Below are 26,158 nucleotides of genomic sequence, written 5' to 3' on the forward strand. Positions count from 1 at the left end.
GATATAACAATATTAAGATTAAGGAATTGGTCGCATGCCTTATCCCAATTACGCTTTCCCGGTACTATCCGCCCGAGACAAGCTGCTCCCTTTTTATTTGCTTGGCATTGGTCTGCATCATGAACAGGAGCCTATCCGTCGAGATCAAGGCATTCAGGATTATCAGTGGATTCAATGCCGCAGCGGCGAGGGCAAGTTCAAACTAGGTGAAACGGAACAGATCGTCAAGCAAGGCATGGGTATGTTGCTGTTTCCTGGCCAGAAGCACGAGTACTATGCTCTATCGGGGAGTTGGGAAGTCGATTGGATCATCTTCGATGGCAGAGGAATAGCAAGCTTGTTTGAAACAGTCGGCATTGTCGGCACATGCGTATTCACGCTCGCGACGCCTGAACACCTTCTATCCCGAATGCGGGAGCTGCTGCAAGCTGCTCTTACGCCGCAAGATCTAACGTTAAGCAATTACGCCTGCTCCGCCATCCTCTATACCTTATTGACGGAAATTATACAGCGCATCTCTGTCGAGGGGAGCGATACCGTCGGGCAGCAGTATGAGCGGTTGAAGCCGGCCCTGGACTATATTGACGAGCATTATGCCGATGAGATTACTTTGCAGTCGCTCGCCGGACTGATGGGCATCACACCGGAATACTTCTGCCATCTGTTCAAGAAGACGACAGGCATTCGTCCCATCAGCTATGTCAATCAGGTAAGGATTAACAAGAGCAAGGAATTGCTGCTCGACAATGCGCAGCGCGGGATGCAGGATATTGCTCGTCAAGTCGGCTTCGAATCCGCCAGCTATTATGGAGCAATCTTCAAGAAGATGGAGCGGATGACACCCGGCGCCTTCCGCCGCAGCTATCAGAAATCGTAAAATATGTACCGTCCAAGCTCCACCGATCCGATCCCCGGCAAGAGAACAAGGACAAAATTAGCCCCATGTTCTCTTTACCGGGCGATAATAACTAAGTAAGCAGCACTAACTTAGCTTCGTCCCCCATGTGTCCAAGCCGTTGAAGTTCACGCAGTACTCCACAAATATACGGACTATCCAACATATTTATCATGGCATGTTATCCCCTAGCCGATATGGCCAACTTTAAAGTTATCAACATCGTATTTCACTATTGAGGTGCCATTCGTCAATATCTTCCCTCCACAATTGGAATGGATCAGTCGGATTTGGAGCTGTAAGATTAGCTTTATCATGGGCATTTTTAGACGGGTTAACATCGAATACCACTGTGTCTGGATTCCATGTAGAACGATCTCTCAAAGGCTGATGTGCGTACAAATAAAATGGCGAAACCTTTATACGGGTATTACATGGGTTATATCTGTTATTGGTTGAATGATGGGTTCATTCGTCACCCCCCCCTCCAAAAGAAGAAACCTTGAAAGGCATGACGCCAATCAAGGTTCGAAATAAAATATTTAACCTTCCTGATGTTCCGTTTCCGCTAAATTAATCGCCACGGCTAGTTTAATTTGAAATATTTTACTCAACCGTTTTTGGAAATCCTTCAGATTATAAGTTTCAATTAAAGGAACTTCCGAATGATTGAGTCTACTAATTTCAACTTTAGCGATTTTATCAATGTCAACCAAAATAGTGTATATATCCTCGCCTTGTTCAGGTGTCCAATTCAAAATATATGCACTTTTTAATTCTCCAAAAGTAACTTTTAACACATTCATTATTATTTCGGCTTTTCCGTCTTTAGCCAAAACCAAATTCGAACCCTCTAGTTCCTTTCTGAAATCTTGTTCTTGTTTACTTCCTTTGAGTTTCATTTTATCACTCCCGGTGTAGCAGTAACTAGATTTCCATGCTTATCGGTTAATACACTAATTCCGCCACCAAGATTATCATGCTTATTATTCAACGGGCCTCTCCCCCTAATTCCAGCACGGTTGAGAATAACCTCCCTAAGGATCAAAGCCGCCCCCTGCCCCAAATAATTAGACCAGCCGCCTGCTGAATCGACTTCGGCCTTTACGTCTTCGATTTTAGCGCGTTCTATTGTTTAAGGAAGAGGGTAATATAGGGCAAAAGAAAAACCTTGACTGAGTGACGAGCACTCGATCAAGGTTATACTAATTACTCTACGGTTACATTATCACTTCTAAATGTCATTATTTTTATATCTTCTTCACCTTCAAAGACGATTTTTATGTCTTTCGACATTGAAGAAGAATCCACATCCGTACAACTGATCTCCAAGATTGAATCGGAATCTACCGTATCATTTGTTGAATCTAAATGATAACTTTGTACATTTTCAAAAGTAACCTTAATTAATTTCATTTCATCTTCCTCGGGACTGTAATTTTTTTGTCTCCAATTACAGAGATCGATATCGAGAACCAGTTTCTCGCCGTTAATACTAATATTTTCTAATAGGCTGTCATGCAGATCGTATTCTTCAATAAAAGTAGCTATTTTCATACTTACTCACCGTCCTTTATTACAATATGAGAAGCTTTCGAACCTTTACCCACAGGATTTCCGTCAATATCAAAATAATAATCGACTTTTTTATCGGTATAATTCGGATTGTGGATATGGTAATGGTCTACCGATTCAAATCCTGTTGCACCTCTTTTTCCTGGATCATAACTGATTTTTACACCTGTTTCAGGATTATAATATTCCCGAGACATGGTATTCTGGGCTTTCCTTGGATCAGTTACATCCTGCCAGCCTTCTTTGAGCAATTGATCTGGTGTCTTTGTTCTTATGTCGTTGATCATGTTGCCCATGGCTTTACCGGTATCCTCATCCCCCGACTTCTTACCGTCATCATCACCGCCACCGCTACTGCTTCCATTACCGCTACCACTACCACCACTATTACCGCCACCAAGATCATCATGCTTATTATTCAGCGGGCCTCTCCCCCTAATTCCAGCACGGTTGAGAATAGCGCCTCCAAGGATCATAGCCGACTGTTGACCCAAGTAATTGGACCAGCCGCCTGCTGAATCGACTTCTTTCATTGTGTCTGCCACGACTTTTTCACGGTACTCATTGCTAAAAAGCATTCTGCCGGCCCATATCCCCGTGTCCCAAATATCCTCGACCGTCCCGATGGTTGCATTATAGAGCATCTCTTTCCCGGTTCCAAGCGGATCTTCGTACAAGGATATCGCCGTATCCTTTAACGAGTTCCCTAACTGGGCGGCTCCGATCTTTACGCCCTCCCATAGTTCCCCTGCTTCTTGCTTCACGATGTCCCATGCCTTCCCGGCTTCCTGCTGCACCGCATTCCAGGCTTCCTCCGCTTTTCTCCCGGCATCCTCTACGGCACTATGGCCTGCGGGTCCCCTCATCATAGGGAATGCTCCCAGTAAATGCCCAGCAACTTGCATCGGTTGTCCCCGCTCATCTGCTGACTTAAATCGTTGGGCAATCCCTCTCAGCTCCAGGCTTGTCCGCTGGATATGCTCCGTGGTCAGTGTCATCTCTCGATGCGCCTGCTGAAAATCCGCATAAAAACGGGATCTCGTCGTACCTTCCCAGGCAGACTCCAGCATCTGGATGTTCTGGTTCAGCATGTGTATCATCGCTTCCAGCTGTTCATGCGCCCTGGAGCATTGCACTGCAACGTGCAGCAACATCTCCGGTGTGACCAAAATTCTACTCATAACAACCTCTCCATCTTGCTTTCGGGATGAACCCGATCTCCGATCATAGCTAACTTAAATATTTTACTCTACTTGAATTATATGGAAAAGGTTCTCAAGGCCTTGCTATGTCACTTAAAACTAGGATCTTTTTCTCAGTTAGATACGGGACTTTATTACGAGCGAGATTTTCAGTCATATGACCATTATTATAGGTGGGAGGATGTAGGGAGTCACGGACATGACATACCGTAAAAAAGGGGGCGAATAGATGGTTTAAGCTATCCTTCAATTTCTCGCCCTTGGTTGCACTGAAAATGTTTAGAAAAGAATTATTTGTCCTTGTCTTTAGGTCCTATATTTTAAAACGGAGTGATAAGATTGGTAGGTCAATTCTAGCAGGCTGGATATTTGAAGAAGAAGTTCATCTGCTCTCTAATCAGATTCATCATGTTCGTCTGAAATTCCTGTTGCTCCAGTCCAACACCTCGCCTTTCTTCAGGAGATGCTGTTCGATATATTATTTCTTGATTTCCTGAAATCGATTTATAATCATGCATATGTACCTAAAAGTATTTCATAGGGAAAAACCGCTCCAACAAATCCGATACGAAGGAGCGGCTTATATAATAATGTACGGTTAGTGAATCAACAAATCGACCCTACTCCAAACCTCATCCAAGGTCTCCTTTGGAACTCTGCAAATAAACTTGACTTGGCGAGATTGCCAATCGAGGCTCTTGATTTGATCAGAAAGAATAACCCCTTCGATCGGTAAATCCTGTGGAATAATCACCTCGAATGGGTAACCCTTAGCCTTGGAAGTTACAGGACAGAATAAGGCTAAGCCGACTTTTCCATTATACGTCCCAGGTGAGAGCACAAGAGCTGGACGTTTTCCCGACTGCTCATGGCCAGATTGGGGATTAAACTGAAGCCATACCAAGTCGCCGCGATCAGGAATGTAATTTTCTATTACCATGACTCACGTCCTTGCGGATCACCCGTTTGAACCTCGGAATGGATATTATCAGGCGTTATTTTCGAAAGTAGATCTTCCAGTTTATTGGTCCGTGGCTTGATGACGAGATGGCCATCTTCAACGTCAAGATCGATTTCCGAGCCTTCCTCAAGTCCTACCTCCATGGCCAGAGTCTTGGGGATACGAATACCTAAACTGTTACCCCATTTTTGAACTTGTGACATACTATCACCCCACACTAACTAATGTTTATACAAAGTATAAACATATTCTGGGATGGAGTCAAATTATTGACCTTTCGGCGAGTTTTTTAGTAATCCATGATCGATTAGACTTGCTCTACTTCACAACCACCCGCTGATAAATCCCCGATTTAATCGACTTCTCCAGAGCACTGCCGGATCTAGCGTATCCGAGCGCCTTAACCACTTGTTTCATTAACTCATCATAAGGAAGACTAATTTGAGAAGACAGAATGGATTTCACGGCAACCGCTACTTCTTTCGGCGGTAAATCCTCGGCCATTCGCCGCTGGGCGTCATCTGTGGATACCCTGTAAATGCCATACTCGGATGGTTTTATTCTCTCTGGCCAGAAGAAGGTCATTCTGTCCACTTCCGTAGGTTCAGGTTGTATCTTCATTAACAATTCTGTAAACCTTTGATCCAATCGTGCCCCAAGTCGGGTAATGCCCCATGCCTGTAAAATACGTTTTGTAAGTAAGCTCCGGCTAATAGGTCCTTCTTCTTGAATGACTTTTCGGATCTGTCCCAAAATGATCTCCGTCGATTCTGGAAAAGTGGATTCAATCAAGGTATAGAGCGCAAAATTACGAATGTATTTTTGAAAGAAAATCTTGAAGCATATTTTTCACTGGTAAGCTCGAAGTTTGCGATAAAATGCTATTAACACGTTGTATTATTATGGGATTATCTAATATCATTTTCTTACTATCTTGATTTGTAAAACTTCTTAGTGTGTCAATGCATATCTCGAACAACTCAACATCATTAGTGCTCAGCAATGCTATTAAAATGTTAAGTTCATACATATTGCACTCATTATCTAAACAATATGCCAATTTTCTTTGCCATTCTACTGGTTTACTTAGTACTTGATTAGATAATTCATCCCAATCACTTGGACTAAATTCTGCAAGGATCTCGTTTGCAATGACACAGCCATCATCGTACCACGAATCTACTGTTGTATCCGCAGATAATAGGTTATCTAGTTCTTTATACATATACATTGCCTCCATTTAATGTTGAATTAAAAACCTGCTGGGCGAGATGCATTTACTGTTCCTGTTGGATAGCCACTGGTCACATTTTCACCAGCTTTAATTACATCAATTTCAACACCATTAACAATAGCTCTATGCCAAGTTGCCCCATCTCTTAACCTGGTAGAAATAGCTGGTGCATTACCAACATTAGTTATGCTATTTAGAATTTGTTCTTCAGTCCAAGACTCTGGAAAGAGTGTACTTGTTTTAATTTTAGAAAGATTTCCATCTAGGAATTGTGTGGTAAACCTTACTTTTCTCGTACCATCAGGGTTAATCGAGATCTCTTCAACTGCATAATTTGGATTACGGTTAGTGATTTCAGGAGAATGCCCACCAATTAAGTCATTCTTATTTGGGTTTTTGCGTTGTCCCTCCAATATCTTATCTTTCATTTCTGGACTAATAACAGTACTGTTTGTTGGTATAACTTTACCAACCTCACCTGGCCCCTCAGCTTTCTTCGGCGTTCCTCCTCCATCTCCACTCGAATCATGCTTCAAGCCATCATTACCTTTTCTAACTTCATATTTAACAGATGGACTCAATATATCTTTCGGTTTCATAAGAGGTACTGTTGCACCCGTAGCAATTCCTGCTGCTCCAATGATACTAGCAACATGTTCTGTAGACCATGCATTTGTAGGAAAAATGGCTTCTCTAATAGTTCCATGTACTCCAAAGGTCATACCATTGGCGAAGTCATTCGGGGAATCAAAAAGCTTATCAGCTCTTTCCACATAACCTTGGTAAGCACCTTTGGGTATGCCAGCTGTCCAGTAATCCAAAAAGCTCCACACCGAAGAATACCGTTTATCATATCTCTCGTTAGAAGCAGCCATTATTCCGTTTCCTAATTCTTTCAAGCCGCCCCAGGCCTCTTCAAGCCAAGTCTTGGGCTCCTCTTTGCTGCCTACCAGAGCAAGAGGTAATAGTTCCTCATCTACTAATATAAATCTATAAGCAATGCGTTTTAATTCATCACTAATTGATCTCATATATTCAATCGTCTGGGTCATTTCGCTGCGGGCTCTATGAAAATCTTCAAAAAAACGCTGCCGCGTCGTTCCCTCCCACATCAGCATGGTATCCATTTGATGGTCCAGTGAACTTATTCTCCATTCCATTTGCAGGGACTCTATACGGAACTTCTCAGCGACTTGAATCAGCAACTCGGGTGGAACCTGGATTTTGGGCATTTTATATCACTCCACTATTTGCTAAACAGATTATACTCAAATGCAAATAACTGAAATTGAGAAAGTTAAAAAAGCGCCTACGTTGCTAACGATTAATGCACTTGCAAGGGCGCTTCATGTAAATGCATCGCCATTCTTATGTATTAATGATTTATCCGATCCGTTTCTTCTTTCTCCAGGCATCAACTTATTCTTGAGCGCGATCCCGTTAATTAATTGAATGTTCAATCGTTCAGCGTCTCTGCTGGTGTCCCCGTTCGATCGCACTTTTCAAATGGGGAGCCAATAAACGCCCCCCTGATTGCATAACGAAGGAAGTCATAATATAGATTCCGGAAGCATTCTGCATCCCGGTGATTAAATCGTCTGCTAAGTTTTCCGTAATCAGTTTGACATTAAGCGTTGTCGTCAACATCGATTAGATACACCCGTTCTTGGAATCCGCCTCGAGCTTCCGCCTTCTTCTCTCTCAAGGCTTCAAGCTCTTCCCATGTTGCTCCATGTACCACCGCCAATGCCCGGATCACCTCAAGCATATCTGCAAGTTCTTCCAATGACTCCTTTGAACTTTCAGCGGCAAAGTACTCTTCCGACTCTTCTTTCAGCTTTATGATCAATTCTTTCTTATACTCTTCCTCATCCAAGATCCGTGTGCGAAATTCTTTGCCTGTAGATTCAATGACTTGGGGAATCATATCCCGAACTAGCTTGTTGTAAACCGGCATAGATTCTCATCCTTTACATGGTTAATTATGTATTTACATTGTATCATATCAAAGAAGCATTCCTAACGTTATACGAAGTAATAGCTAGAAGAGAGTTCTTTTTTACAATCACCGCAACTGTCAGATAGATACTTAATTAATGCGAAATTGCCAATTCTAATGGGTCCCTACATTGTACATCTACGGTCTTTTTTCAACTATAATTAGTGGTCTGCTCCAAACTACTAAACTCCTGAGTACTTGGATATTAGAATTAACTAACCCTCTACGGCATATCCGCAAAAAGCAACAACGGTCCGAATAACGGAAAGGCCAAAACCATCAAAAACTCTAAATCATGGACAACCCAACGGTAAAATCCGTATACCTGTTCTGATCCAAACCGGAACATCGATGATCCCTCTACAGTATGGCAGTCAACGTTAACGACGTATCCACCAAGATTACACCTTACATAAACTACTCCACCAGTTCCTTCTATCACCTTCGTTGCACAGCCAACAAAAAAACGCACCTCCCTGTGGAGATGCGTTTTACTGAATTTCATATATTGCAAACCGCAGGCGCTGCAACTTGCCAGATTACTCCGGAATATTCCCGCCAGCCACACGGTCGCCGGAATTACCCGCTGGATCGGTTACGCCATCATCTTCGCCGGCATGAATGATCAGCGAGCGCCCCAACACCGAGTTCGGCTGGTCCTTTTCAAGGGTTCCATGCTGAATGATCAGCTCCGCTTCCACGTTTCCGTCTGCGCCTACGACCAGGTTCGGCATGTCGCCGACATGGCTTCCTTGCGGATGCTCAAGGCCATGATGCTTGTCGGTCGGATTAAAATGTCCACCAGCAGATTTAAAATCCCCATCTTGGATCGCATTCTCATGCACATGGAATCCATGCTTGCCTGGTGTGAGGCCAGATGCGGTAATCTTTACCTTCACCCCGTCATTGATCTGCTCCAAGGTAGCGGAACCAACAGTCTCACCCGCCGCATTGTACAGCTTGACTACAGGAAGCCCCAAAGAGATCGTCCTGGAAGCCTGCTCCCAATACACGGGCTGGCCAACCAGATCAGAAACCATGCGAACAGGCACATAGGTCGTGCCGTTATGAATAATGGAATCCGGAGCCGCCGTCCCTTGGTTCATGAATTGACCGGCAGGTGTAGATTGGTCCTTGCCGTTGACGTAGTAGGTTATTTTAGACGTCGTGTGTTTAATCGCATCTACGGCTTCTTCGGGATTCGCAGCAGCCAGCGAAAATCCTGAAAACAGCATGGCACCAGCAAGAAATGCTCCGGCCATATGTTTCAACGTGTAGGTCTTCTTTGTCACTTCATCGCCTCCTGATGATGGTATTCCTTCATCTCCCAATACCCTGATTTTATACGTCTCAAATGCCATTTTATGGGATTGGGGCTTTCGGCGTTGATCATTGATTCCAAAGACATGTAAAGTGATAAATAAACTACAATGAGGTAACTACGACTGCTTCAGTTTACGCCATCCATCCATTTCCTACCGGCCATGTATACAGCCAACAGTTCATCCGTCTCCGCTTCGGATACGTCGAGTTCAAACACGATCAACACATCGTCCTTCACATAGAATTTCCACGCATTCAGCTCTGATCCATTACGCCTTTGAGCTCAAATAGACAGCTATATCCTGGATTAGATACGATCCAGATTCTTGGCTCCCATTGAATGCTTGAATCACAATTCGAATCGACTTCGCACGCTCTTCTTGTGTAAGCGTGATTTCTTGCGTTTCTGTCTCATCCTCACGATGGCTCCATGCGACCTGCCCTGACTCCCCCACTTTACGCCAATCGGTTAGACCATCAGAAGATACTTCAATATCCCACTGTGTCGGACCTTGCTTCAATCCAGCTCGTGTCGTTAACGATACCGTATCCAATACTTTCGGTTCCATCCAATCCAAATAAATATAGTGAGGTAATGACTCTTCCGGTTTGCTGATTAGAGCGGTATTCGGATCGCCGTCATTGATATAACAAATATGCGATTGTGCGTTGTACAAATCTCCCCAGGTAATATCGTTACCTACTCCGCTAATGGCAAACCGGGCGAGATTGCCTTCCGTTCCTTCGAGCGGAATGAGCTCCATGGGCATCCCCTCGCGCTTATATACCCTTAAATAATCAACAAGGAATTCCTTCGGATACGGAATCGATCGATCCAGATCGCCAATCCATCCTCCATCCCCATCATTAATCTGGAGCAAGGTAACCATCGGATAATCCGGTGACTGATCAACTTCCCAATATAGCTCATGATCCAGATAGAATCTCATACCGGATTCATCCCACTCAAAGCCGTATACGTGAAAATCTTCAGATAAGTCCACATCCGTTCGATACGGAATATGGGCATACTTCAATTTCGTATCACGCAAGGAATGAAGGGTCGTATTCAGTAAACGCGTATCTTTGCCTAACAATTCAAAAATGTCGACTTCAGCATTTTGCTCTTTCTCATTTTCGAACCCGATCATCCACCAAGCTGAATTAAGCCCGCTCCCTTTCGCCACCTTCGCACGTAGCTCAAAGTAACCATATTTCGTCACAAGGTTCATGAAGGCACGATCATGATGGTTTAGCCCGAGATTATCACCGTAGCGGTGTAGTCCATCTCGCATTCCCGTAACAATAGCGGATACACGCTTATGCTCATCAGGCAGTTGTAACACGATACAACTATCCCGGAATTGATAGGTCGCCTCTGCTTCCTCTAACGTCTTCCAATGGGATAAACCGTAGGGTGAGAACTTCGTCTGATCGAGCGTTGGGCCATCAAACTCTTCATGAAATACGAGGGTCCAGCCTTCCTTATGCAACATATCTGTCATGATTTACTCGCTCCTATTCCGTGCATCCATTTTGTCTGAAACTCTCTTACTGTTTATTCATAGCATCTTTAATCTTGATCGCAGATTCCTCTTCCAGCACACGGATAAACTCCGGGATGTTCATGTCCGAGGTCGCAAACTTCTGCATAGCCCCATTCAAATCAACGTATTTATCCCACACACTTGCTCTAGCAGGAGGTAGCGCAAACTGATTCTGGAACATCGCCATTACATTTTTACCTTGATGATCTGGATTGTCGGCACCAAACTGTTTGCGAATTTCCACATCGGATGTAGCCGGGATTGTGCCTTTTCTTGTAGCCTTCGTTTGATTCTCGATGGAAATAATCGCTTGAAGGACTTGCAGCGCTGCTTCTTTATTCTCGCTATACGGGTTAATTACGGTAGGTGCCGTATGAACGGCTGGAGCTGTATCTGGGATGTCAGGCCAGGATGGTACCGGCAGAATGTCCATGTTTTTCTTAAATTCTGCTCTTTCCTCCGGGGTCTCCCCTCCGAACCAAGTCAGGAAACCATGCCAGTTGATTTCCATTGCAGCTGTTTTTTGCATAAACTTATCTGGTTCTTCCGGATTGTAGATGCCTGGAATACTATAAATTTTCTTCATGAGTTCCATATACTTCGTAAACTTCGGATCTTTGGACAATAACACCTCCCCCGTGTCCGGATCCGTCAATGTTGTGGATAACTGTAACAGTGCAGCATCCACCGTATCCGAGCCGAACTCCAATCCTACGTATTGATTTCCATCGCGGGTACCTGTCGTTTTCTTAGCGAGGTCGATGATTTCATCCCAAGTCATGTTGTCAGTTGGATAAGGAACACCAAACAGGTCGAATACTTCTTTATTGTAGAAGAGACCATAAATCCCTCCATTGCCGGTCAATCCGATCAGCCGTCCTTCAGGGTCTTGGGAGCGAATCAGAGCAATAAACGACGGGTCCACTGTGCTCAAATCGATCCCATACTCTTTTACCATCTCATCCAGCGGCTGTACCATATCAAGATCGAGCAGCACATCCACCCCCAGGTTGGGCGTTAGTAAGTCCACCACCGTCCCTGCGCTGTTAATCTCCTGGATCCCTTCAGCCGTTCCATTCCAATCCACATATTCAAATGTAATATGGGGAACCAGCTCCTTCATATCTTGAACAAAATTGTTCTGGAAATTTTCTTCCCCCCATTGGGTTGCTACCTTTAACGTAACGGGTTCATTCGAGAATTGCTTCACTTCTACAGGTTCAGGTTCCTCCGCTGGTTCTTCCGTGTTCGCATTCGTTCTTTCGGTGGATTCGGTTGTATCTGGCTTATCCCTTGTTACTTCACCGCTTCCTCCTGATGAACATGCTCCCAGAACGAACATGAACAATAGACACAACATGAACAGCAGGCCTAGACTTTTTTGACCATTTCTTCTCATACATAAACCCTCCCATTTTCATTAACTCATAATACCGATGCGAAAATAATGGATTAAATAAATGCAAGAGCCATTCGATCCGGATTTCCTACCTTTGAACAAGCTAATCCAGAATCAACTTGAACGATTCTCCACCCTTCGGAAGCGTTTTCAATCCGGTCTTTAATTCATAGTTTACTCGGCTAATCCTTGGAAGTATTTAGCCCAGAGTAACACTTTTATAACAAAAATAACCCCCTAAGATCCTTCTAGGGGGGAGACGATATCGAGTGACGAAATAAGCGTTGCATTAAACTGACTTAGGCTGATTCCCATTCGTTTTTTGAACATCCGACTAAATGAGTGCAGCTCCGTATATCCGACCTGGTTCGCAATCTCGCTGATCGAAAGATCGGTTTCAAGTGCGAGCTGCTTCGCCTTCTCTATGCGAATCGTAGCCAGATAATCAGACGGCGTCATACCGTAACACTTGCGAAATTGCCGTATGATATAGTTTCTGCTCAGCCCCGTCATCTCACTTAGCGTATCCAAACGAATCGTCGTACTATAATTTTCTTTAATGTAATTACAGATTTTCACCATCTTTGCATTGATTTTTGTGGTTTGCTTCGCTGTTCCATCAACCGGATGGTTATTAGCCAAATCATATAATATTTGTAACAACAGTCCTTGGGCAAGCATATTACTTGTCAACGAATGCTGCTGGATGGCCTGGATTAAGGGGATTAGTTTGCCTAGTAACGATCCATCTGGATCGCTCCCCTTAATGTAGTCTTTACCAAACATGAATTCTATTGGCGACTTTGACAGTCCAAAATGAAATGAAATGGTTATTCCTACATATGGATCATGTTTAGATGGTTGCAATGATCGAACAGCACCGGGGCGAATGATGTAAATATCCCCCTTTCCGAGCGGACACTTAATGCCATTCATAATATTATCCGCCTTCCCATCGACTCCATATAGAAGCTGATATTGACTAATCTGCTGAGGTATCATAAACCACCCCGTTGGAGGTTTGTACATATGGGCAAGCGTAATATAAGGTGGATAATAGAATTGATCCTGCAATATCGGAATCGTTTCCTCTGGATTCAGGACTGGAAGCTTATCATACATCGAGAATTCACCTTCCCCACTTTTTGACTGATTCATCCCCTGTTTTTACAATACACGAATACCCATAGAGATAGTGTGAAGATTTAATCAGCAAAATAGTCCAACAAGTGCGCAAAGCTTTATAGCGCCAAGAACCTGAGACGATGACCTCAGGTTCTTAACAAATACTTATGCAGGCGTCCAGAGGTTCTTATTGACCTTGGTCTTTCTTTTGTTTCTCTTCCTTGATCTTAATCGTCATTTCTTCTTCCAGCTTCCGCAAAAATTCGGCGACATTCATATCCGAGTTCGCGAAGTCCTTCAGTTTCTCGGTAATCATACCTTCAGCTAACCGTTGATACTGCGATTTTCTACCTTCAATGACTCTTGCGTTTTCCGGAAAGTACGCTTTTACATTTTTGCCTTCGTAAATATCCTTTTCGCTACCGAATGCCGCGATAACATCCGGACTCTTCAATACCGTTGGATACCCTGCAGCGGAGAATTTCATCTGCATATCTTCCGCAACGACTTCCTTCATCCACTGGAAAGCTGCATCTTTTTGCTCACTGTATTTATTCAATACATACATATGAGCTTGCGTTGGTGTCGCTAACTGATCTTCCCCTCCCCAGATTGGCATGAGAACCGAATCTACATTCGGTCGAATAGTTTCAGGAATTCCCCATTCCATGTATGTCGGCCAAGACACTAACATTGCAGCCGTTCCACCGGCAAAGAAGCTTGCTTGTTTGTCCGGATCACGTTCATATATCCCTGGTATGCTATAGAACTTTTTCATCAATTCGAAGTATCTTGTGACTGCCGGCTCCTTCGTAAGTAATACCTCATCCGTTTCAGGATCCACGACATTCGTAATAATTTCTTTAAGAGGTGCGAGCGCTTCGCTCGTCAGGCTGTTCGTATAGCCCATCTCCAGGCCACGGTAGTTTACGCCATTTCGTTCTCCGGTCAACTTCTTAGCTAACTCAAAGGTTTCATCCCATGTCATATGGTCTGTCGGGTAAGGAACGCCAAACATATCGAAAATCTCTTTATTATAAAATAACGTAATGGTGTCAGCAAACGTAGGTACACCTACCATTGAACCTTTTTCATCGTAGGAGCGGAACAGGGATATTACAGATGGATTGATACTGGTTTCATCCATATCGTATATCTTCATGAAGTCATCAATGGGCTCAACCATATCCAGCTCTTTTAAACCATCAATTCCTTTGGAGCTGTAAATAATATCCGGGACGACACCACTAGCGTTCAATTCTTGCAATGCTTCCGAAGTGGAATCACCTTGAATCCATTTAATGGTGATATTCTTACCTTCTGCTTTGAGCTTATCTTCAATGGGCTGCATGAGAGGAGCAATCTGCTCTAAGCCCCATTCATGTTGAATGGTGATCGTTGTCTCCTCGCTGAAATCCGTCACGGCTTTACTCGTCCAATCCACTTCTTCTTCCTGTGCAGCTTCTTCGTTAGTCCCAGCAGGCTTCGCTTCGGATGACCGGGTCATTGCCGGTACAACCCGAAAGTAATGTGGTTAGCATGAATACAAAAGTAATGATTAGAAAAATCGATTTTCTCTTCATTCATAATCCTCCTGTATTATCCCAAATGATTGACCCAGGTCTATTCGACCAAACCTGTACGTTCAACACTCTCAACAAAGTAACGCTGGGCAACGAGGTAAAGAATCAGCGGAGGCAATATAACCAGGAAGCTTGCACCCATTTTGATCGGTTCAGCTAGATATTCCGGCAGTCCTCCATTCGTAATAAACGTCGTCAACTGACTATCGATAAATGACATTTTCAGTGCTAACGGCATATCGCCGCTTGAACCCAGGAACATTCTAGGGTAGTACGTGTCATTCCAAGTCCAGACGAACGAGAACAACAGGACGACGAGAATGGCAGGCCTGGCCAAAGGGAACATAACACGTACATAAAACCTCAAAGCACTAGCGCCATCGATCCGTGCCGCTTCTTCCAATGCTTTAGGCTGCGTGGAGAAGAACTGACGGAAAATGATGACAAAGAGTGCACCCTTGACACCGAACCCAAAAATAGAAGGCAATATTAAGGTTAATAAATGACCATTCAACCCAAGCTTCGTATACACCATAATCGTAGGCAAAATAACAACTTGAGGCGGAATAATGAATGCCAAGAAGACGAGGAATAGAATCGTCTTCTTGAAGGGGACATCGAGCCTTGCCAAGGCATAGCCCGCTAGCCCACACGAAATACAATGCAGCACAGCAGTCGAAATCGCAATCAGTATACTGATTGAGAGAGACTTCGGATAATCTAGAAGCTTCCATGCTTCGAACACATGACCTAAGTATACGGAAGACGGAATCCACGTCACGGTTGGATCAATTAAGTCCTTGGCACTCATGACCATCTTCACGAGCATTTTTAATATCGGGTTCATATACACATAGGAGGTTACGATGAATATTCCGTACAAGACTAGTTTAAATAACAGCCCTTGATTCATCTCTCGACCTAGAATCGTATACTTCACTTGCCGTAATCCACGTTTCGTCGTGAACTTTTGTTTCACACGCGTCGCTATTTCAACCTTCATGTTCTGCCTCCCTTCCTAACTAACGACGTACTCCGGCATTTTCCCGGTTAATTCTACTGTAGATGAGAATGACAATCCCCAAGAATACAAGAATAATAGCAAAGTAAATCCATGCCAGTGCACTGTTAAATCCGTAATTCCCTGTATTAATCAAACTAATCACAGGATTGGACGGGAACGTAAACATATCTACAACGGTATAAATTAAGTTCAGAAGGATAAAAGGTGACATCGCCGGGAGGGTTATTTTCCAAAATACTTCCCACGGTGTCGCACCATCGATTCGAGCTGATTCATACGCAGAAGTTGAAATGGTCTGCAGCCCTGCAATAAAGAGCAGAATTTGCACCCCGGAATACCATAAAACGAGGACAAACTGATTCAATACGGTCTTTACGGGTTTCGCCCAGGAGCTATCCCCAAGGAACATATCCATGTAACCGCCAATATTAAATCGTTCAAGGAATCCCAGATTGCCTTCCCCTTGATTAATAAATGACATCAGCACAGCACCCGTAGAGAAGATAACCGGTAAGAAGAAGATGGCACGGAATACAAATCGTCCGGGCAGCTTTTGGTTAAGCATGATGGAGATCATCAAGGCGAATATGACGATAACCGGGATCATGATGACGACTTCTTGAAAATATGGAATTAACTTATCGTATAGGTCCGAGCTGTTAAACAAGATCTCACGGTAATATTTAACGCCAACAAAGTCGTACACAATTTTTTTCGGTAATATTTTTACCGTGTGAAAGCTCATAAAGAGTGAGAAGACCAGCGGAAATCCTAAAAAAGCGATGAACCCGATCAACCACGGTGCAATAAATAACGACCCTTCCAGCTTTCGAGATCTCTTAGCAGAAAGTATTCGCTTTGGGGCCATATTACGCACCTCCTTTGCTTACGAGATAATCTTTAGCTTTCACAACAACATTGTCCACACGAACCTCTTTATCGTTATAATTAACGATGACTTGTTTCCCGTTACTATATGTTGTTTCGAATACACCGCTTATGATTTCACGATGACCCGTAATGAACTCGTTCTGCACATCGCCAAGCGCCTCTTCGTATTTTTGATACTGGGACACGATCTCATCAAGCCAGTCTTTGTAGTTTGTGCTATAGAACTCATGCAGAGAAAGTGATTTAAGCAGCTCCTGTGATGGAGCATTCGTCACGACAAATGACGGTACTGCGCCGTATTCAATTCCCTTTAAGAAATTGTTCGCATAGTCATCACTCAAGTTCGCATACTCAAACGAGTATGTTGTCAGACCGTGGAGAGCAATTTGAGCAAAGGGTACCACACGATCGACAAACAAATCGTAGGAGAAGTTAGACGCCATATTGTCCATATGGCTGATATATGGGAAGGTATATGCGTTACCACTTTCCCCTTTTACGCTGCCAAACGTTTCTTTTGTCTTCTCGAACAATTGGCTCTGAATTTCCTTCGATTGTTCTCTTGTTGTTAGATAATTCTCATTAAAATCCGTATTCAAGAACGATCCGATTCCTTGACCGTATACATAGCCATCGATTCCTAATGATTGTGCTTCTTGAAAATCCCCTTCGATAACACCCTGCATAAATTGAGGACTGACAAACGTCTTCCGCCTGCTATCCCAATTCATCGATTCAATGACAGAAGAAGCTAAATCACGAAGGCCATCTCTATTCTTCCGAAACCCATCTTTACCGCCTCTGTTATACGTATAGGAAGAGGCATCCAGATAAACCGTGTAGCCCTTCGAATGAGCGAAATCGGTAAATCTCTTCATTCCCTTGTTACCGCCAAGTTTATCTGGAACGGGGAAGTCACCGCCAAACTTGCTGTATCCATCGTTCTGCCATCCGAGATAAGTGATGTCCATGTTATCCACACCGAGTGCAGACAACTCCTGGACAATACCTTCCGCCTCTTTCGTGGTTGTTAACGGTAGATAGGAATCCCACAAAAATCCGTCTTCGGTATCGCCGCCAAGGAAGTGCAGCTGAAGCCGCAGCTTCGCTCGCTCACCTTCTAACGGTTTCATCGCAGACTCCTTCATCAACAAATCCCGATAGCGCTCTGCTAATGTAACATAGCTAATTTCCTCGTGTTTCTCCTCGATCATATAATAACGGGTAGCACGATCCGACTTCGTTATTTCCTTGCTATACGTCAAGTAACCATTCTGCTTCTTCGTATCTGTCGGTTGGAAGAACTTGAACCGGTATTGATACTCTGGTGCAACCCAGTTGAATTGACTGAATGATCCCGAAGGGGCCGCTACCACATTCGCATACTCTTCACCTTCCGTTATGACTCCTAGAAGCGCTTGCTTATTCGATTTAATCCCGAATACCGGCATGGTAATCGGATTACGATCAGAGAGGGTATTGCGGTTACTGTATGCCCAATCGTCACCGTAAACACGCTCCGTATAGAGGTTCTGCGTGCCCGCACGACGTTCTCTGAAATCAATTAACGCGCCCGGACCGTCTGGGATGTACAGAAATCCATCTTCATCATTCGAAGTTTGGGCACCCAAGAAAGGGAACAACCGAATGGATACTAGGCGAGCCATAGGATCTTTCTTGGGCTTCGGTTTCTTGACTTCTTTACCATCCTTATCAACCGTAGCTGCCGCCGGCTCTTCCTTCGGAATGACTTTCTCATCCACAAGACCTTCAGCTAACACTTTCGTTTCCACGAAATCTTCGCCGAGCTTTACTTCTACAGGAATCATGAAGCCAAGATTCGGCATGTCATACATCACTTTAAATCCCTGATCCGTTACTTCGAACTGGCTTATTCCCCCTTTTTGTGCATAGAAGTTAGTCTCCTTCAGCAAATCTTTACGCAGATTAAACTCTACATAACGGAACATAAAGGGGGAAGCAAGATGCACCTTCCATGCATCCGTATTCAGCTTATCCTGCCAATCCTTCGGATTAGGAAAGGAGCGCCATACTTCTCCTGTTGTTTTACTTGTTACGGTAAAATGACCGGAGGACTTATCCGCTTTAAGCAATAATTTCTCATTTTCCGCTATCCTTTGGAACTTCGTTTCATCCGGCAATTTTCCATTTGATTTCGCAGGGGTTACTGCCTTTGTCGTATTCGTCTGAGGTGCCGTCTTTGTCTCCGTTTGAGTTTCAGTCTTTATTTCAGTCTGTGCTGTAGTTTGAGTTTCGGTCTGCTTCTTATCGGTTGAAGCGGATGCAGCAAACATGAAACCGCCGAGCGTCGACGCGAATAAGACGCAGATGACAGCTACCATTAATCGTTTTTTGGAGCGTAATAAGCGCATCACATCGACACCTCCTGATAGATCGTGTAAACAAAGTTTCCAAATTCGGATGTGAGTCCGATTAAGATGAACACAAGTACCCACATAATGGTCATCGTGATGACCGTAAGTGCAATGTTCAATACCGTTTCGCCAACACCGTAGTTTTGCAGCGCTTGAATGTTCCAGAAGAATAATAACCCGCTCCACAAAAGCATACCGACCTCAATGGAGCCGTAAATGGATGCTTCGCTTTGCGTAAAGATGTTCGAAATAAGAGCAAGCGGGATCCCGAGTAACACAACTGGGAACAAGGAATAACAGCTTCCAACGAGTACATCTTTAAACCGCGCTTCACCTTGCTTGATGGAACCTACCAAATAGTTACATATCACCCATGAGAACCATACGGCCAAGAAGACCGTGAGCATGTAGGTTGAACCTTTGGCATAGACCGGAACTGGATTATATGTAAAGCTCGTATAGAATGATTTCACCAGCAGCATGACGACCGTTAATATGAGAATAACGAAAGCACTGATGTAGCCGCCCTTGTTCAAATATCTCAAATCACCAAACCCATCAATCGGATGTTTCAAGATGTAGAATACATGCTTTAATTGCTGGAACCACGTTTGCTTGTTTAACTTCGTGGATTTCGGCATAATCTGGAAATTGAACTTTCTCTTTAGCTTCATATACACCCATAATAAGAGGCCCGCTATAATAGCACAGTTCGCCAAGGTTGAGAAATTTTTCTGGAACCACTGCAGACGAATTTGCCAGAATGAATCCGAGTATCCCTCGCCATCTCCTGCAAGCTTGAACAAGTCTCTAGCGCGCTCGTACTCACCTCGGGAAAATGCGGCTTCCGCGATTCCCTTGTAGGCTGGAGAGAAGTGAGCATTCAACTTCAGTACTTTGTTCCAATATTGCTCCCCTTCTGCATACTTGCCTTCCTGCATCAGCTTGTAAGCTTCGTGGACCGCTGCTCCAAATTCTGTCGGTTCATATACTTGAATGAGGTTAAGCGCCTCATCCAAAATATAAAGACGTTTATTCGAATTGGTTTCTACTGCAACAGGTGCCGATGTTAAGCCAACCAGTGAATTACCTAGGGCAGAACGACCCGACCAATAAAACAGCATTTCTCCATTTGCATCATATTGAGAAACAATGTTCCTTGATTTATCAATAATCGTTACATTACCATTCTGATCCAATGAAATATCCGTAAGTTGCTCCTCTATCAATTCATCCGTATCTACTGTCGAGAAAGAGAATAACCCTTTATTAAACTCCATCTCTTTCCATATGTTCTCACCGCGAATGTTTAATTTCTTGACTTGCTCCGTCTTGGACCCGGACACCGTATAGATGAAGCCTTGACCATCAATATCGATATTCCGGATCGTTACAGGCAGCAATCGGACTTGCCGACTCAATTGCTCCTTCGAATAAAACTGCCTGCGGATGATATCCATCAGCGTGACTTCTGTTTTATTCGTACCGAAGAACTGGTCAAATTTCCCTTCAGGCGTAAATTGGATGATCCCGTGATAGCTTCCTTTGGATACGACATATATAAAACCGCGTTTATCGATAACCATATTCGTCGGTTCATATACGAAGGATTCATTAATAAATCGGGATTCAGGACGGCCAATTTCGTTCAATAATTTCGCATTCTTATCTAGGTGAACAACCCGCTTATTCCCTGTATCCGCAATGTAAATATCGCCATTGTCAGCAATAAACACACCCTGTGGTTGATTTAGCGGGCTTTCTGGTAAGGTGATTACACGGACGAGTTCACCTTCTTGATTCATATGAACAATCCGATTATTATCCGTATCTGCAATATAAATATCATCATTGTCTGCTATGAATAGATCTTGAGGTCTTTGCAGCGATGTATACTCTACTTCACCCTTCTCATTGACTACTGGAATTTCCTGCGCTAATACGCCGACCGGAGAATAAGCAGATTGAGTCATGATCGTACGTTCATAACTATCTTCTGTGAAGGTTCGGTAAGGAACATCAGCGCTCGCTTTCATCGGGAATCCAGTCAAGGCAATCAAGCAGACTAGCCAAAGCACATATTTCGATTTGCTTTGATTGTTGTGCATGGTACACCTCCCCCATTCCTCTGCTTATTTGATCCCCGAATGCGCCATCGTCGTGATCACTTTTCTCTGGAAGATCAAAAAGATTAGCAATGATGGTAAAAACATGATTAGCGCTCCTGCCGCCGCAGCTCCCTGTCTAGCTACCGAGTTACTTAAACCGGATGTTAACGTACTCATGTAAAACGGCAATGTCTTCATGGAATCTTCCTGCATGAACAACGTTGAAGTCTCTAAGTTTCCCCATGCCGATTGAAAAGCAAGGATTGTAATCGTGGCAATGGCAGGCGTAACAATTGGCATAACAATGCGTAGAAAAATGGTGAATTCTTTGGCGCCATCGATCTTCGCTGCTTCAAGCAGCTCGTTGGGCACTTGGTCCATAAACTGCTTTAATAGGAATACGCCTACTGGCATCGCAACAAGGGGCAGCACGTGACCCAGATAAGTGTTCATGATCCCTAAGCTTTGAATGACGATAAAACGCGGAATTGCAATAGCTTCTGTTGCGAATAGCAACGACAGCATAATCAAACCAAGTACAATCTTCGAACCTGGGAACGGATGCTTGGATAAAGGATAGGCACACATCGCTCCTGTGATAACCATGGCAACGCTAGACAAAAGGGTAACCACAATACTGTTAAATACATATCTGGACACCGGAACAATGGTGCTTTCCGTCATGGCAAACAGTTCCGTGAAACTTCCTGTTGTCGGCTCCCTAACAATAAATGTAGGCGGGAACATGAATAGCTCATGCAATGGTTTAAATGCATGGTTGAACAAATAAATGAGCGGAAGGAGCATGAAAATGGCAAGCGGCAAGAGACAGATGGCAATCCATATTTGTGCTCGATCGATCAATCTCAGAGCTAATACAAAATCGCTCCACTTTATCTTTAATTTCCGCTGCATGGCAGTCATCCGTGCCTCTTGCATTATTCATCCTCCTTCGGTGCGAATAAATGACCGAAAAATTTACTTAACACATAACACATCAGAAGAACGACGATGGAAATCGCACTGGCGTAACCGAGCTCGAATCGAATAAATCCATAGTCATTGATATGGTCAATTAATAATTGACCCGCATAATTCGGGGTGGGGTTCGTACCCGACAATTGAACCCCAATACCACCGGATTTAATCGTATGAACGATCGCCATAATGGCTGCGAACATCATCTGCGGCTTCATCATTGGAATGGTGATGTACCACACTTCTTGGAGACGGCTCGATATACCGTCAATTCTTCCTGCCTCATACAATTGTCGATCCACATTAAGGATACCGGCCAAGATGGCCAAGAATCCGATACCCATGGAAGACCAAATCGAGACAACAATCATAATATTGAGCAAGTAATCTTTATCGAGTAAGAATAAAACCGGCTTCTCAATAATTCCCCATTTAATTAAAAAGCTGTTGATATAACCCGATCGGTCCCCGGTAAACATAACGGTCCATACGACTGTCATCGCAATACCTGCCGACAACGAAGGTGCATACATGGCGAGTGCATACCCAGTGCGCATCGTATTCGGCAGCTGAGCGATTAACCAGGCTAATAAAAAGGCAAGAATATAACCGACCGGCCCTACGAATACGGCAAATTTAAATGAATTAGGCAATACATACTGTAAGAAAATAATGTCCTGTGAGAATAGGTTCTGGTAGTTAAGCCAGCCCCGCCAAGATGGAAAATCAAAGGCATTAAAGTAGGTGAAGCTTAGCAGAATACCTGATACAACAGGGATCAGAATGAATATGATGAACATCGCCATAAACGGTAAAATAAATAAGTAAGACAAGCGGTACTTCCAGATTTCTTTCAGCAAATAATTCATTCGTTCCGAAATGCTGGTTTTCATCTTCACTGGCTTGGTCGGAGCTCCGCTCATCTTTTCAGAAAGGGCTGGTACATTATCTGACATTCAGAATCGCTCCTTTCCAAGGTTCAGTAATTCGGATGAGATCCATCTTCTTCAATACGTTCCCGTTCTCATCGATATAATTGAATTCTTGCTGTTTACGCTTCATTTCCCGATTAATCTCTTTAACCGCCTTCTCGAGGGCAATCCTTGGATTTACTTGATCAATGGCTACATTGTTCCAAGCAAAACCGAGTTCGCGAGTCGTCATGTATCCTCCCGGTACGTTTGGCCATTCTTGCATCCACCGCCATTGCTCCAAGATAACGCTGAGATCCTCCTGCTTCCAAGGCATATTGGCAAAAGCCTGAACATTAGCCGAATTCCAGCGGAATGTTTCACCGCGATATTGCTCCAGATTAAGTCCAAACTCGGTTTGAATATCTTCGGACATATACCATTTAAGGAAATCCCAAGCTAGGTCGCGTTTCTCTGTGGGCGTATCATTAAAGAGAACGTTCGCCGTCGGTGCTCCGCCTGAAGCCCATCTTGCAACGGTACCGTCTGGTTGCTTTGTTCCAGGGATAGGAGCGATTGCCCATTCATTCATGATTTCCGGTGCTGCGACAAGCAGCTGCATGTATGTATTGAAATCTGAAATCCCGATAGGCATCGTTCCGTCTCTAAACTGTTGATAGAAACTGTTGACTTGTCGTTCCATACCGTACACATTGAACATTTCCGTCCACTCTTTGAACACTTCAAAAGCTTTCGGTTCATTTAATGCACTCGATAGTCCGTCCTCCGAATACAACTGCACGTTATTTTGGAAGAACAAATATGAGAAGTTATCCGGCGGGATGTAGAAGTTACTTTCATTCTGCAATAACGTCGGCAAAATCTTGTATACATCTTCCCAAGTATCCGGGATCGATAGGCCGAGCTGGTCCATAATATCCTTGCGATAAAACATAATGTTAAAGTTATTCGTCTCCGGAATACCATACACACCACCGTCATAACGGTAAGGCTGCATAATTCCTGGATGAAATTGATCTAACTGTTCCTTCGAATCGGGGAACTTCGTAAAATCATAAATAGCATTACGAAGTGCATAATCAAAGATCGATGCACTCTGCACCCCAATTGCTACATCAGGCAATATCCCGGCAGCTTTACCGAGAACCACTAAATCTGCTGATTGGACCAAATTGATATTTACCTTAATACCATGCTCTGGCGTAAATCGCTCATTGGCAAGCTGCTGCAGCTCATCTACGTAATCGCGCCCTTTGAACATCCAGATATTCAGTTCATCTTCTGCATTCCGATCAAGCTGGTTCTTGCTTGTAAAGGAATAGAATAAGGTAACAATCGAGTTCCATAATTTCTCGAACCAGTTCGCCTCTATTTTAGGCAGTTTTGTATCGGGGGCAGCTACATAAATTCGATCCATTTGCAGCGGGGTATTCATCAAGTCCACACGCTGGGCTTCAATCTTCTCTTGCATCGTTCCGATGGTTAACTGACTATAAGGAATTTCATTCGGATCTTTCAATAAATCTTCTAAATCTCGCGCACTGGACTTAAAGGATTGTGATACATTGTCTCTTACCTTATTGATTGCGATCATTTGATCTGTAAGTTTGTTGAGGCTATCCTTTAATACTTCAAGTCTCTTTGTCATACCCGGGATATCTTTTTCAATATTCCATACGCGATACGCATCACTGCTATTCCCTGTAGCAATACGCAGCTCTCTGGAAACATCTCGAAGCTCTTTCGACATTTGATCGATGTCAGCTATGACGGGGATATAAGGCTCTATCGTTGCTTCCATCTTGATCGAATGCTTTCCTTTGGTGAAATAGAAATCAAAGGATTCCCCATCCGTATTCGCAAGCGATACCTTTTTCCAGTCGCTGTTATATGGAAACGGAACGTTTTTCATTTCGTTAAAAGGAATTTCACCGTCGATATATATATTTCGGAATACCGTAGCGTTTTTACGTAAATTTTGTTTTACTCGGAATGTCAGATTATATAAGCCATCTTCCGGAACTTCGAAATCCCATATTATCGCCTGACCGCCTTTGTTCCATCCCGTACCACCGATCGTATTAAATCGAACGAGATCGAGCGACTTAGGCTGGGATAAAGGGCTCCGATCATACTGTGTTTGAATCGAAGATGAGTTTTTAAGACTAAACTGTTCACCCTCGATGACAATGGCTTCCTTGCTACCCCTCGCAGCAGTCGCTGGATACGATTTTTTCACGTCTTCATAATTAGCAATCGCTTCAGGGGCCTCTAAACGAAATGATTTCAGCGCAACCGACTGACGAATCGTTTCCATGCGAATCGTGTTTTCGCCTTTGTTCAAATGCCATTGTAACGGTTTGCTATAGGACCCTTCAGAATCCCGAAAGGAGGTCGTTTTCCAGCCCACTTCTTCGTCAATCAAAGAGCGAAGTTGATTGCCTTCATCATCATATTTTTCAGGTCTTACTTCAGCAAATCGTCGTTCCAGGGAGACCGAGTGTGCCTCACGAAACGGATATTCTCCGTTGATCTGGACACTCATGATCACCGACTGGCGTCCGGTCCCATCTTTTGAAAGAAACGGGTGATAATCCGCAGCCAGCTCATAGATCCCTTCTTGATCTACATTTACTTTGTACTCTACCCAGCCTTTAGGCTGTGACCATAGAAGAACATCATTCTCACCTTCATAGGTACCGACAGAGACAACAGCATCATCCGATTTCGCATGATAGGCTTTGGCGTCAATCTCAATCCCCTTCGTGCCCATCGGGATCTTCTTCTGTTCCCATTCTTTCGAAATCGTATAAAAATACGGTTCATGACTCGTAAAATCTTGAGTAAGTGAATCCTGACTACTTGTTTCTGCAATCTTGGAATCACCTTGTGCGTTACCTGGTAACACCGGACTGCCTATTAGGGCTACGGATAAGATAACGAGCAATAATCGGTTAAGAAATTTAATACTTCTCTTTACCATTCG

22 protein-coding genes and 1 pseudogene are annotated in these 26,158 nt (G+C 43.8%); 1 reads left to right on the forward strand and 22 read right to left on the reverse strand.

Annotation, left to right across the window (positions count from 1 at the left end):
* Positions 1-34: 34 nt before the first annotated feature.
* On the forward strand, positions 35-877 hold the full coding sequence (locus tag PLA01S_RS02570; RefSeq protein WP_127589916.1) for an AraC family transcriptional regulator: 843 nt from the start codon (positions 35-37) through the stop codon (positions 875-877).
* A 560-nt stretch (positions 878-1,437) separates the two neighbouring features.
* Here the strand turns inward: PLA01S_RS02570 and PLA01S_RS02580 are convergent.
* From PLA01S_RS02580 to PLA01S_RS02700, 22 genes and pseudogenes are all read right to left on the reverse strand, one after another.
* Positions 1,438-1,797, reverse strand: a complete 360-nt coding sequence (locus tag PLA01S_RS02580; protein WP_127589918.1) for a hypothetical protein — start codon at positions 1,795-1,797, stop codon at positions 1,438-1,440.
* A gap of 307 nt (positions 1,798-2,104) precedes the next feature.
* Positions 2,105-2,452, reverse strand: coding sequence for a hypothetical protein (locus tag PLA01S_RS02590; RefSeq protein ID WP_127589919.1), 348 nt, complete (start codon positions 2,450-2,452; stop codon positions 2,105-2,107).
* 2 nt (positions 2,453-2,454) lie between these two features.
* Positions 2,455-3,651, reverse strand: a complete 1,197-nt coding sequence (locus tag PLA01S_RS02595; RefSeq protein WP_127589920.1) for a WXG100 family type VII secretion target — start codon at positions 3,649-3,651, stop codon at positions 2,455-2,457.
* A 619-nt stretch (positions 3,652-4,270) separates the two neighbouring features.
* Entirely contained in the window at positions 4,271-4,612 is a 342-nt protein-coding gene (gene mazF, locus PLA01S_RS02600; protein ID WP_127589921.1) for an endoribonuclease MazF, read from the reverse strand.
* Complete coding sequence (locus PLA01S_RS02605; RefSeq protein ID WP_071221400.1) at positions 4,606-4,836, reverse strand: AbrB/MazE/SpoVT family DNA-binding domain-containing protein; 231 nt, start codon at positions 4,834-4,836, stop codon at positions 4,606-4,608. Before PLA01S_RS02605 ends, mazF begins: the two co-directional genes overlap by 7 nt.
* 115 nt (positions 4,837-4,951) lie before the next feature.
* Positions 4,952-5,254 (reverse strand): hypothetical protein, encoded by a 303-nt coding sequence (locus tag PLA01S_RS02610; RefSeq protein ID WP_246059285.1) that lies wholly within the window; start codon positions 5,252-5,254, stop codon positions 4,952-4,954.
* 33 nt (positions 5,255-5,287) lie between these two features.
* Positions 5,288-5,425 (reverse strand): annotated as a pseudogene (locus PLA01S_RS32975) (DUF3320 domain-containing protein); the annotation flags it as partial.
* Between the two features lie 16 nt (positions 5,426-5,441).
* Positions 5,442-5,858, reverse strand: a complete 417-nt coding sequence (locus PLA01S_RS02615) for a hypothetical protein (RefSeq protein ID WP_076326516.1) — start codon at positions 5,856-5,858, stop codon at positions 5,442-5,444.
* A gap of 26 nt (positions 5,859-5,884) precedes the next feature.
* Positions 5,885-7,099, reverse strand: a complete 1,215-nt coding sequence (locus PLA01S_RS02620) for an EndoU domain-containing protein (protein ID WP_127589923.1) — start codon at positions 7,097-7,099, stop codon at positions 5,885-5,887.
* 395 nt (positions 7,100-7,494) lie between these two features.
* A complete protein-coding gene (locus tag PLA01S_RS02635; protein ID WP_127589925.1) occupies positions 7,495-7,824 on the reverse strand; it encodes a nucleoside triphosphate pyrophosphohydrolase in 330 nt (109 codons plus the stop codon).
* Between the two features lie 581 nt (positions 7,825-8,405).
* Positions 8,406-9,158 (reverse strand): superoxide dismutase family protein, encoded by a 753-nt coding sequence (locus tag PLA01S_RS02640; protein ID WP_246059286.1) that lies wholly within the window; start codon positions 9,156-9,158, stop codon positions 8,406-8,408.
* Between the two features lie 300 nt (positions 9,159-9,458).
* Positions 9,459-10,694: a family 16 glycosylhydrolase gene (locus PLA01S_RS02650; protein ID WP_127589927.1), complete on the reverse strand. Its 1,236-nt coding sequence runs from the start codon at positions 10,692-10,694 to the stop codon at positions 9,459-9,461.
* Between the two features lie 46 nt (positions 10,695-10,740).
* Positions 10,741-12,135, reverse strand: a complete 1,395-nt coding sequence (locus PLA01S_RS02655; protein WP_127589928.1) for an ABC transporter substrate-binding protein — start codon at positions 12,133-12,135, stop codon at positions 10,741-10,743.
* Between the two features lie 237 nt (positions 12,136-12,372).
* Complete coding sequence (locus tag PLA01S_RS02660) at positions 12,373-13,293, reverse strand: AraC family transcriptional regulator (RefSeq protein WP_127589929.1); 921 nt, start codon at positions 13,291-13,293, stop codon at positions 12,373-12,375.
* 154 nt (positions 13,294-13,447) lie between these two features.
* Positions 13,448-14,767 carry an ABC transporter substrate-binding protein gene (locus PLA01S_RS02665; protein WP_127589930.1) on the reverse strand — a complete coding sequence of 440 codons (1,320 nt, stop codon included), beginning with the start codon at positions 14,765-14,767 and terminating at the stop codon, positions 13,448-13,450.
* A gap of 116 nt (positions 14,768-14,883) precedes the next feature.
* Positions 14,884-15,846, reverse strand: coding sequence for a carbohydrate ABC transporter permease (locus PLA01S_RS02670; RefSeq protein ID WP_127589931.1), 963 nt, complete (start codon positions 15,844-15,846; stop codon positions 14,884-14,886).
* 19 nt (positions 15,847-15,865) lie between these two features.
* Positions 15,866-16,735: a carbohydrate ABC transporter permease gene (locus PLA01S_RS02675; protein WP_127589932.1), complete on the reverse strand. Its 870-nt coding sequence runs from the start codon at positions 16,733-16,735 to the stop codon at positions 15,866-15,868.
* 1 nt (position 16,736) lies between these two features.
* A complete protein-coding gene (locus PLA01S_RS02680; RefSeq protein ID WP_127590097.1) occupies positions 16,737-19,151 on the reverse strand; it encodes a DUF5696 domain-containing protein in 2,415 nt (804 codons plus the stop codon).
* A complete protein-coding gene (locus PLA01S_RS02685) occupies positions 19,151-21,262 on the reverse strand; it encodes a YIP1 family protein (RefSeq protein WP_127589933.1) in 2,112 nt (703 codons plus the stop codon). The genes PLA01S_RS02680 and PLA01S_RS02685 overlap by 1 nt, the downstream gene beginning before the upstream one ends.
* A 24-nt stretch (positions 21,263-21,286) precedes the next feature.
* Positions 21,287-22,201 carry a carbohydrate ABC transporter permease gene (locus tag PLA01S_RS02690; protein ID WP_127589934.1) on the reverse strand — a complete coding sequence of 305 codons (915 nt, stop codon included), beginning with the start codon at positions 22,199-22,201 and terminating at the stop codon, positions 21,287-21,289.
* A complete protein-coding gene (locus PLA01S_RS02695) occupies positions 22,201-23,196 on the reverse strand; it encodes a carbohydrate ABC transporter permease (protein ID WP_127589935.1) in 996 nt (331 codons plus the stop codon). Before PLA01S_RS02695 ends, PLA01S_RS02690 begins: the two co-directional genes overlap by 1 nt.
* Positions 23,186-26,155, reverse strand: coding sequence for an extracellular solute-binding protein (locus PLA01S_RS02700; protein WP_127589936.1), 2,970 nt, complete (start codon positions 26,153-26,155; stop codon positions 23,186-23,188). Before PLA01S_RS02700 ends, PLA01S_RS02695 begins: the two co-directional genes overlap by 11 nt.
* Positions 26,156-26,158: the final 3 nt, after the last annotated feature.

The sequence above is a fragment of the Paenibacillus lautus NBRC 15380 genome, assembly GCF_004000945.1.
In the GTDB taxonomy this organism is placed as follows: domain Bacteria; phylum Bacillota; class Bacilli; order Paenibacillales; family Paenibacillaceae; genus Paenibacillus_AQ; species Paenibacillus_AQ lautus.

Excerpts from the sequence above, each read along its gene's own strand:
- PLA01S_RS02570 (WP_127589916.1), top strand. The coding sequence starts at position 35 with ATGCCTTATCCCAATTACGCTTTCCCGGTACTATCCGCCCGAGACAAG.
- PLA01S_RS02580 (WP_127589918.1), bottom strand. The coding sequence starts at position 1,797 with ATGAAACTCAAAGGAAGTAAACAAGAACAAGATTTCAGAAAGGAACTA.
- PLA01S_RS02590 (WP_127589919.1), bottom strand. The coding sequence starts at position 2,452 with ATGAAAATAGCTACTTTTATTGAAGAATACGATCTGCATGACAGCCTA.
- PLA01S_RS02595 (WP_127589920.1), bottom strand. The coding sequence starts at position 3,651 with ATGAGTAGAATTTTGGTCACACCGGAGATGTTGCTGCACGTTGCAGTG.
- mazF (WP_127589921.1), bottom strand. The coding sequence starts at position 4,612 with ATGGTAATAGAAAATTACATTCCTGATCGCGGCGACTTGGTATGGCTT.
- PLA01S_RS02605 (WP_071221400.1), bottom strand. The coding sequence starts at position 4,836 with ATGTCACAAGTTCAAAAATGGGGTAACAGTTTAGGTATTCGTATCCCC.
- PLA01S_RS02610 (WP_246059285.1), bottom strand. The coding sequence starts at position 5,254 with ATGAAGATACAACCTGAACCTACGGAAGTGGACAGAATGACCTTCTTC.
- PLA01S_RS02615 (WP_076326516.1), bottom strand. The coding sequence starts at position 5,858 with ATGTATAAAGAACTAGATAACCTATTATCTGCGGATACAACAGTAGAT.
- PLA01S_RS02620 (WP_127589923.1), bottom strand. The coding sequence starts at position 7,099 with ATGCCCAAAATCCAGGTTCCACCCGAGTTGCTGATTCAAGTCGCTGAG.
- PLA01S_RS02635 (WP_127589925.1), bottom strand. The coding sequence starts at position 7,824 with ATGCCGGTTTACAACAAGCTAGTTCGGGATATGATTCCCCAAGTCATT.
- PLA01S_RS02650 (WP_127589927.1), bottom strand. The coding sequence starts at position 10,694 with ATGACAGATATGTTGCATAAGGAAGGCTGGACCCTCGTATTTCATGAA.
- PLA01S_RS02655 (WP_127589928.1), bottom strand. The coding sequence starts at position 12,135 with ATGAGAAGAAATGGTCAAAAAAGTCTAGGCCTGCTGTTCATGTTGTGT.
- PLA01S_RS02660 (WP_127589929.1), bottom strand. The coding sequence starts at position 13,293 with ATGAATCAGTCAAAAAGTGGGGAAGGTGAATTCTCGATGTATGATAAG.
- PLA01S_RS02665 (WP_127589930.1), bottom strand. The coding sequence starts at position 14,767 with ATGACCCGGTCATCCGAAGCGAAGCCTGCTGGGACTAACGAAGAAGCT.
- PLA01S_RS02670 (WP_127589931.1), bottom strand. The coding sequence starts at position 15,846 with ATGAAGGTTGAAATAGCGACGCGTGTGAAACAAAAGTTCACGACGAAA.
- PLA01S_RS02675 (WP_127589932.1), bottom strand. The coding sequence starts at position 16,735 with ATGGCCCCAAAGCGAATACTTTCTGCTAAGAGATCTCGAAAGCTGGAA.
- PLA01S_RS02680 (WP_127590097.1), bottom strand. The coding sequence starts at position 19,151 with ATGCGCTTATTACGCTCCAAAAAACGATTAATGGTAGCTGTCATCTGC.
- PLA01S_RS02685 (WP_127589933.1), bottom strand. The coding sequence starts at position 21,262 with ATGCACAACAATCAAAGCAAATCGAAATATGTGCTTTGGCTAGTCTGC.
- PLA01S_RS02690 (WP_127589934.1), bottom strand. The coding sequence starts at position 22,201 with ATGCAAGAGGCACGGATGACTGCCATGCAGCGGAAATTAAAGATAAAG.
- PLA01S_RS02695 (WP_127589935.1), bottom strand. The coding sequence starts at position 23,196 with ATGTCAGATAATGTACCAGCCCTTTCTGAAAAGATGAGCGGAGCTCCG.
- PLA01S_RS02700 (WP_127589936.1), bottom strand. The coding sequence starts at position 26,155 with ATGGTAAAGAGAAGTATTAAATTTCTTAACCGATTATTGCTCGTTATC.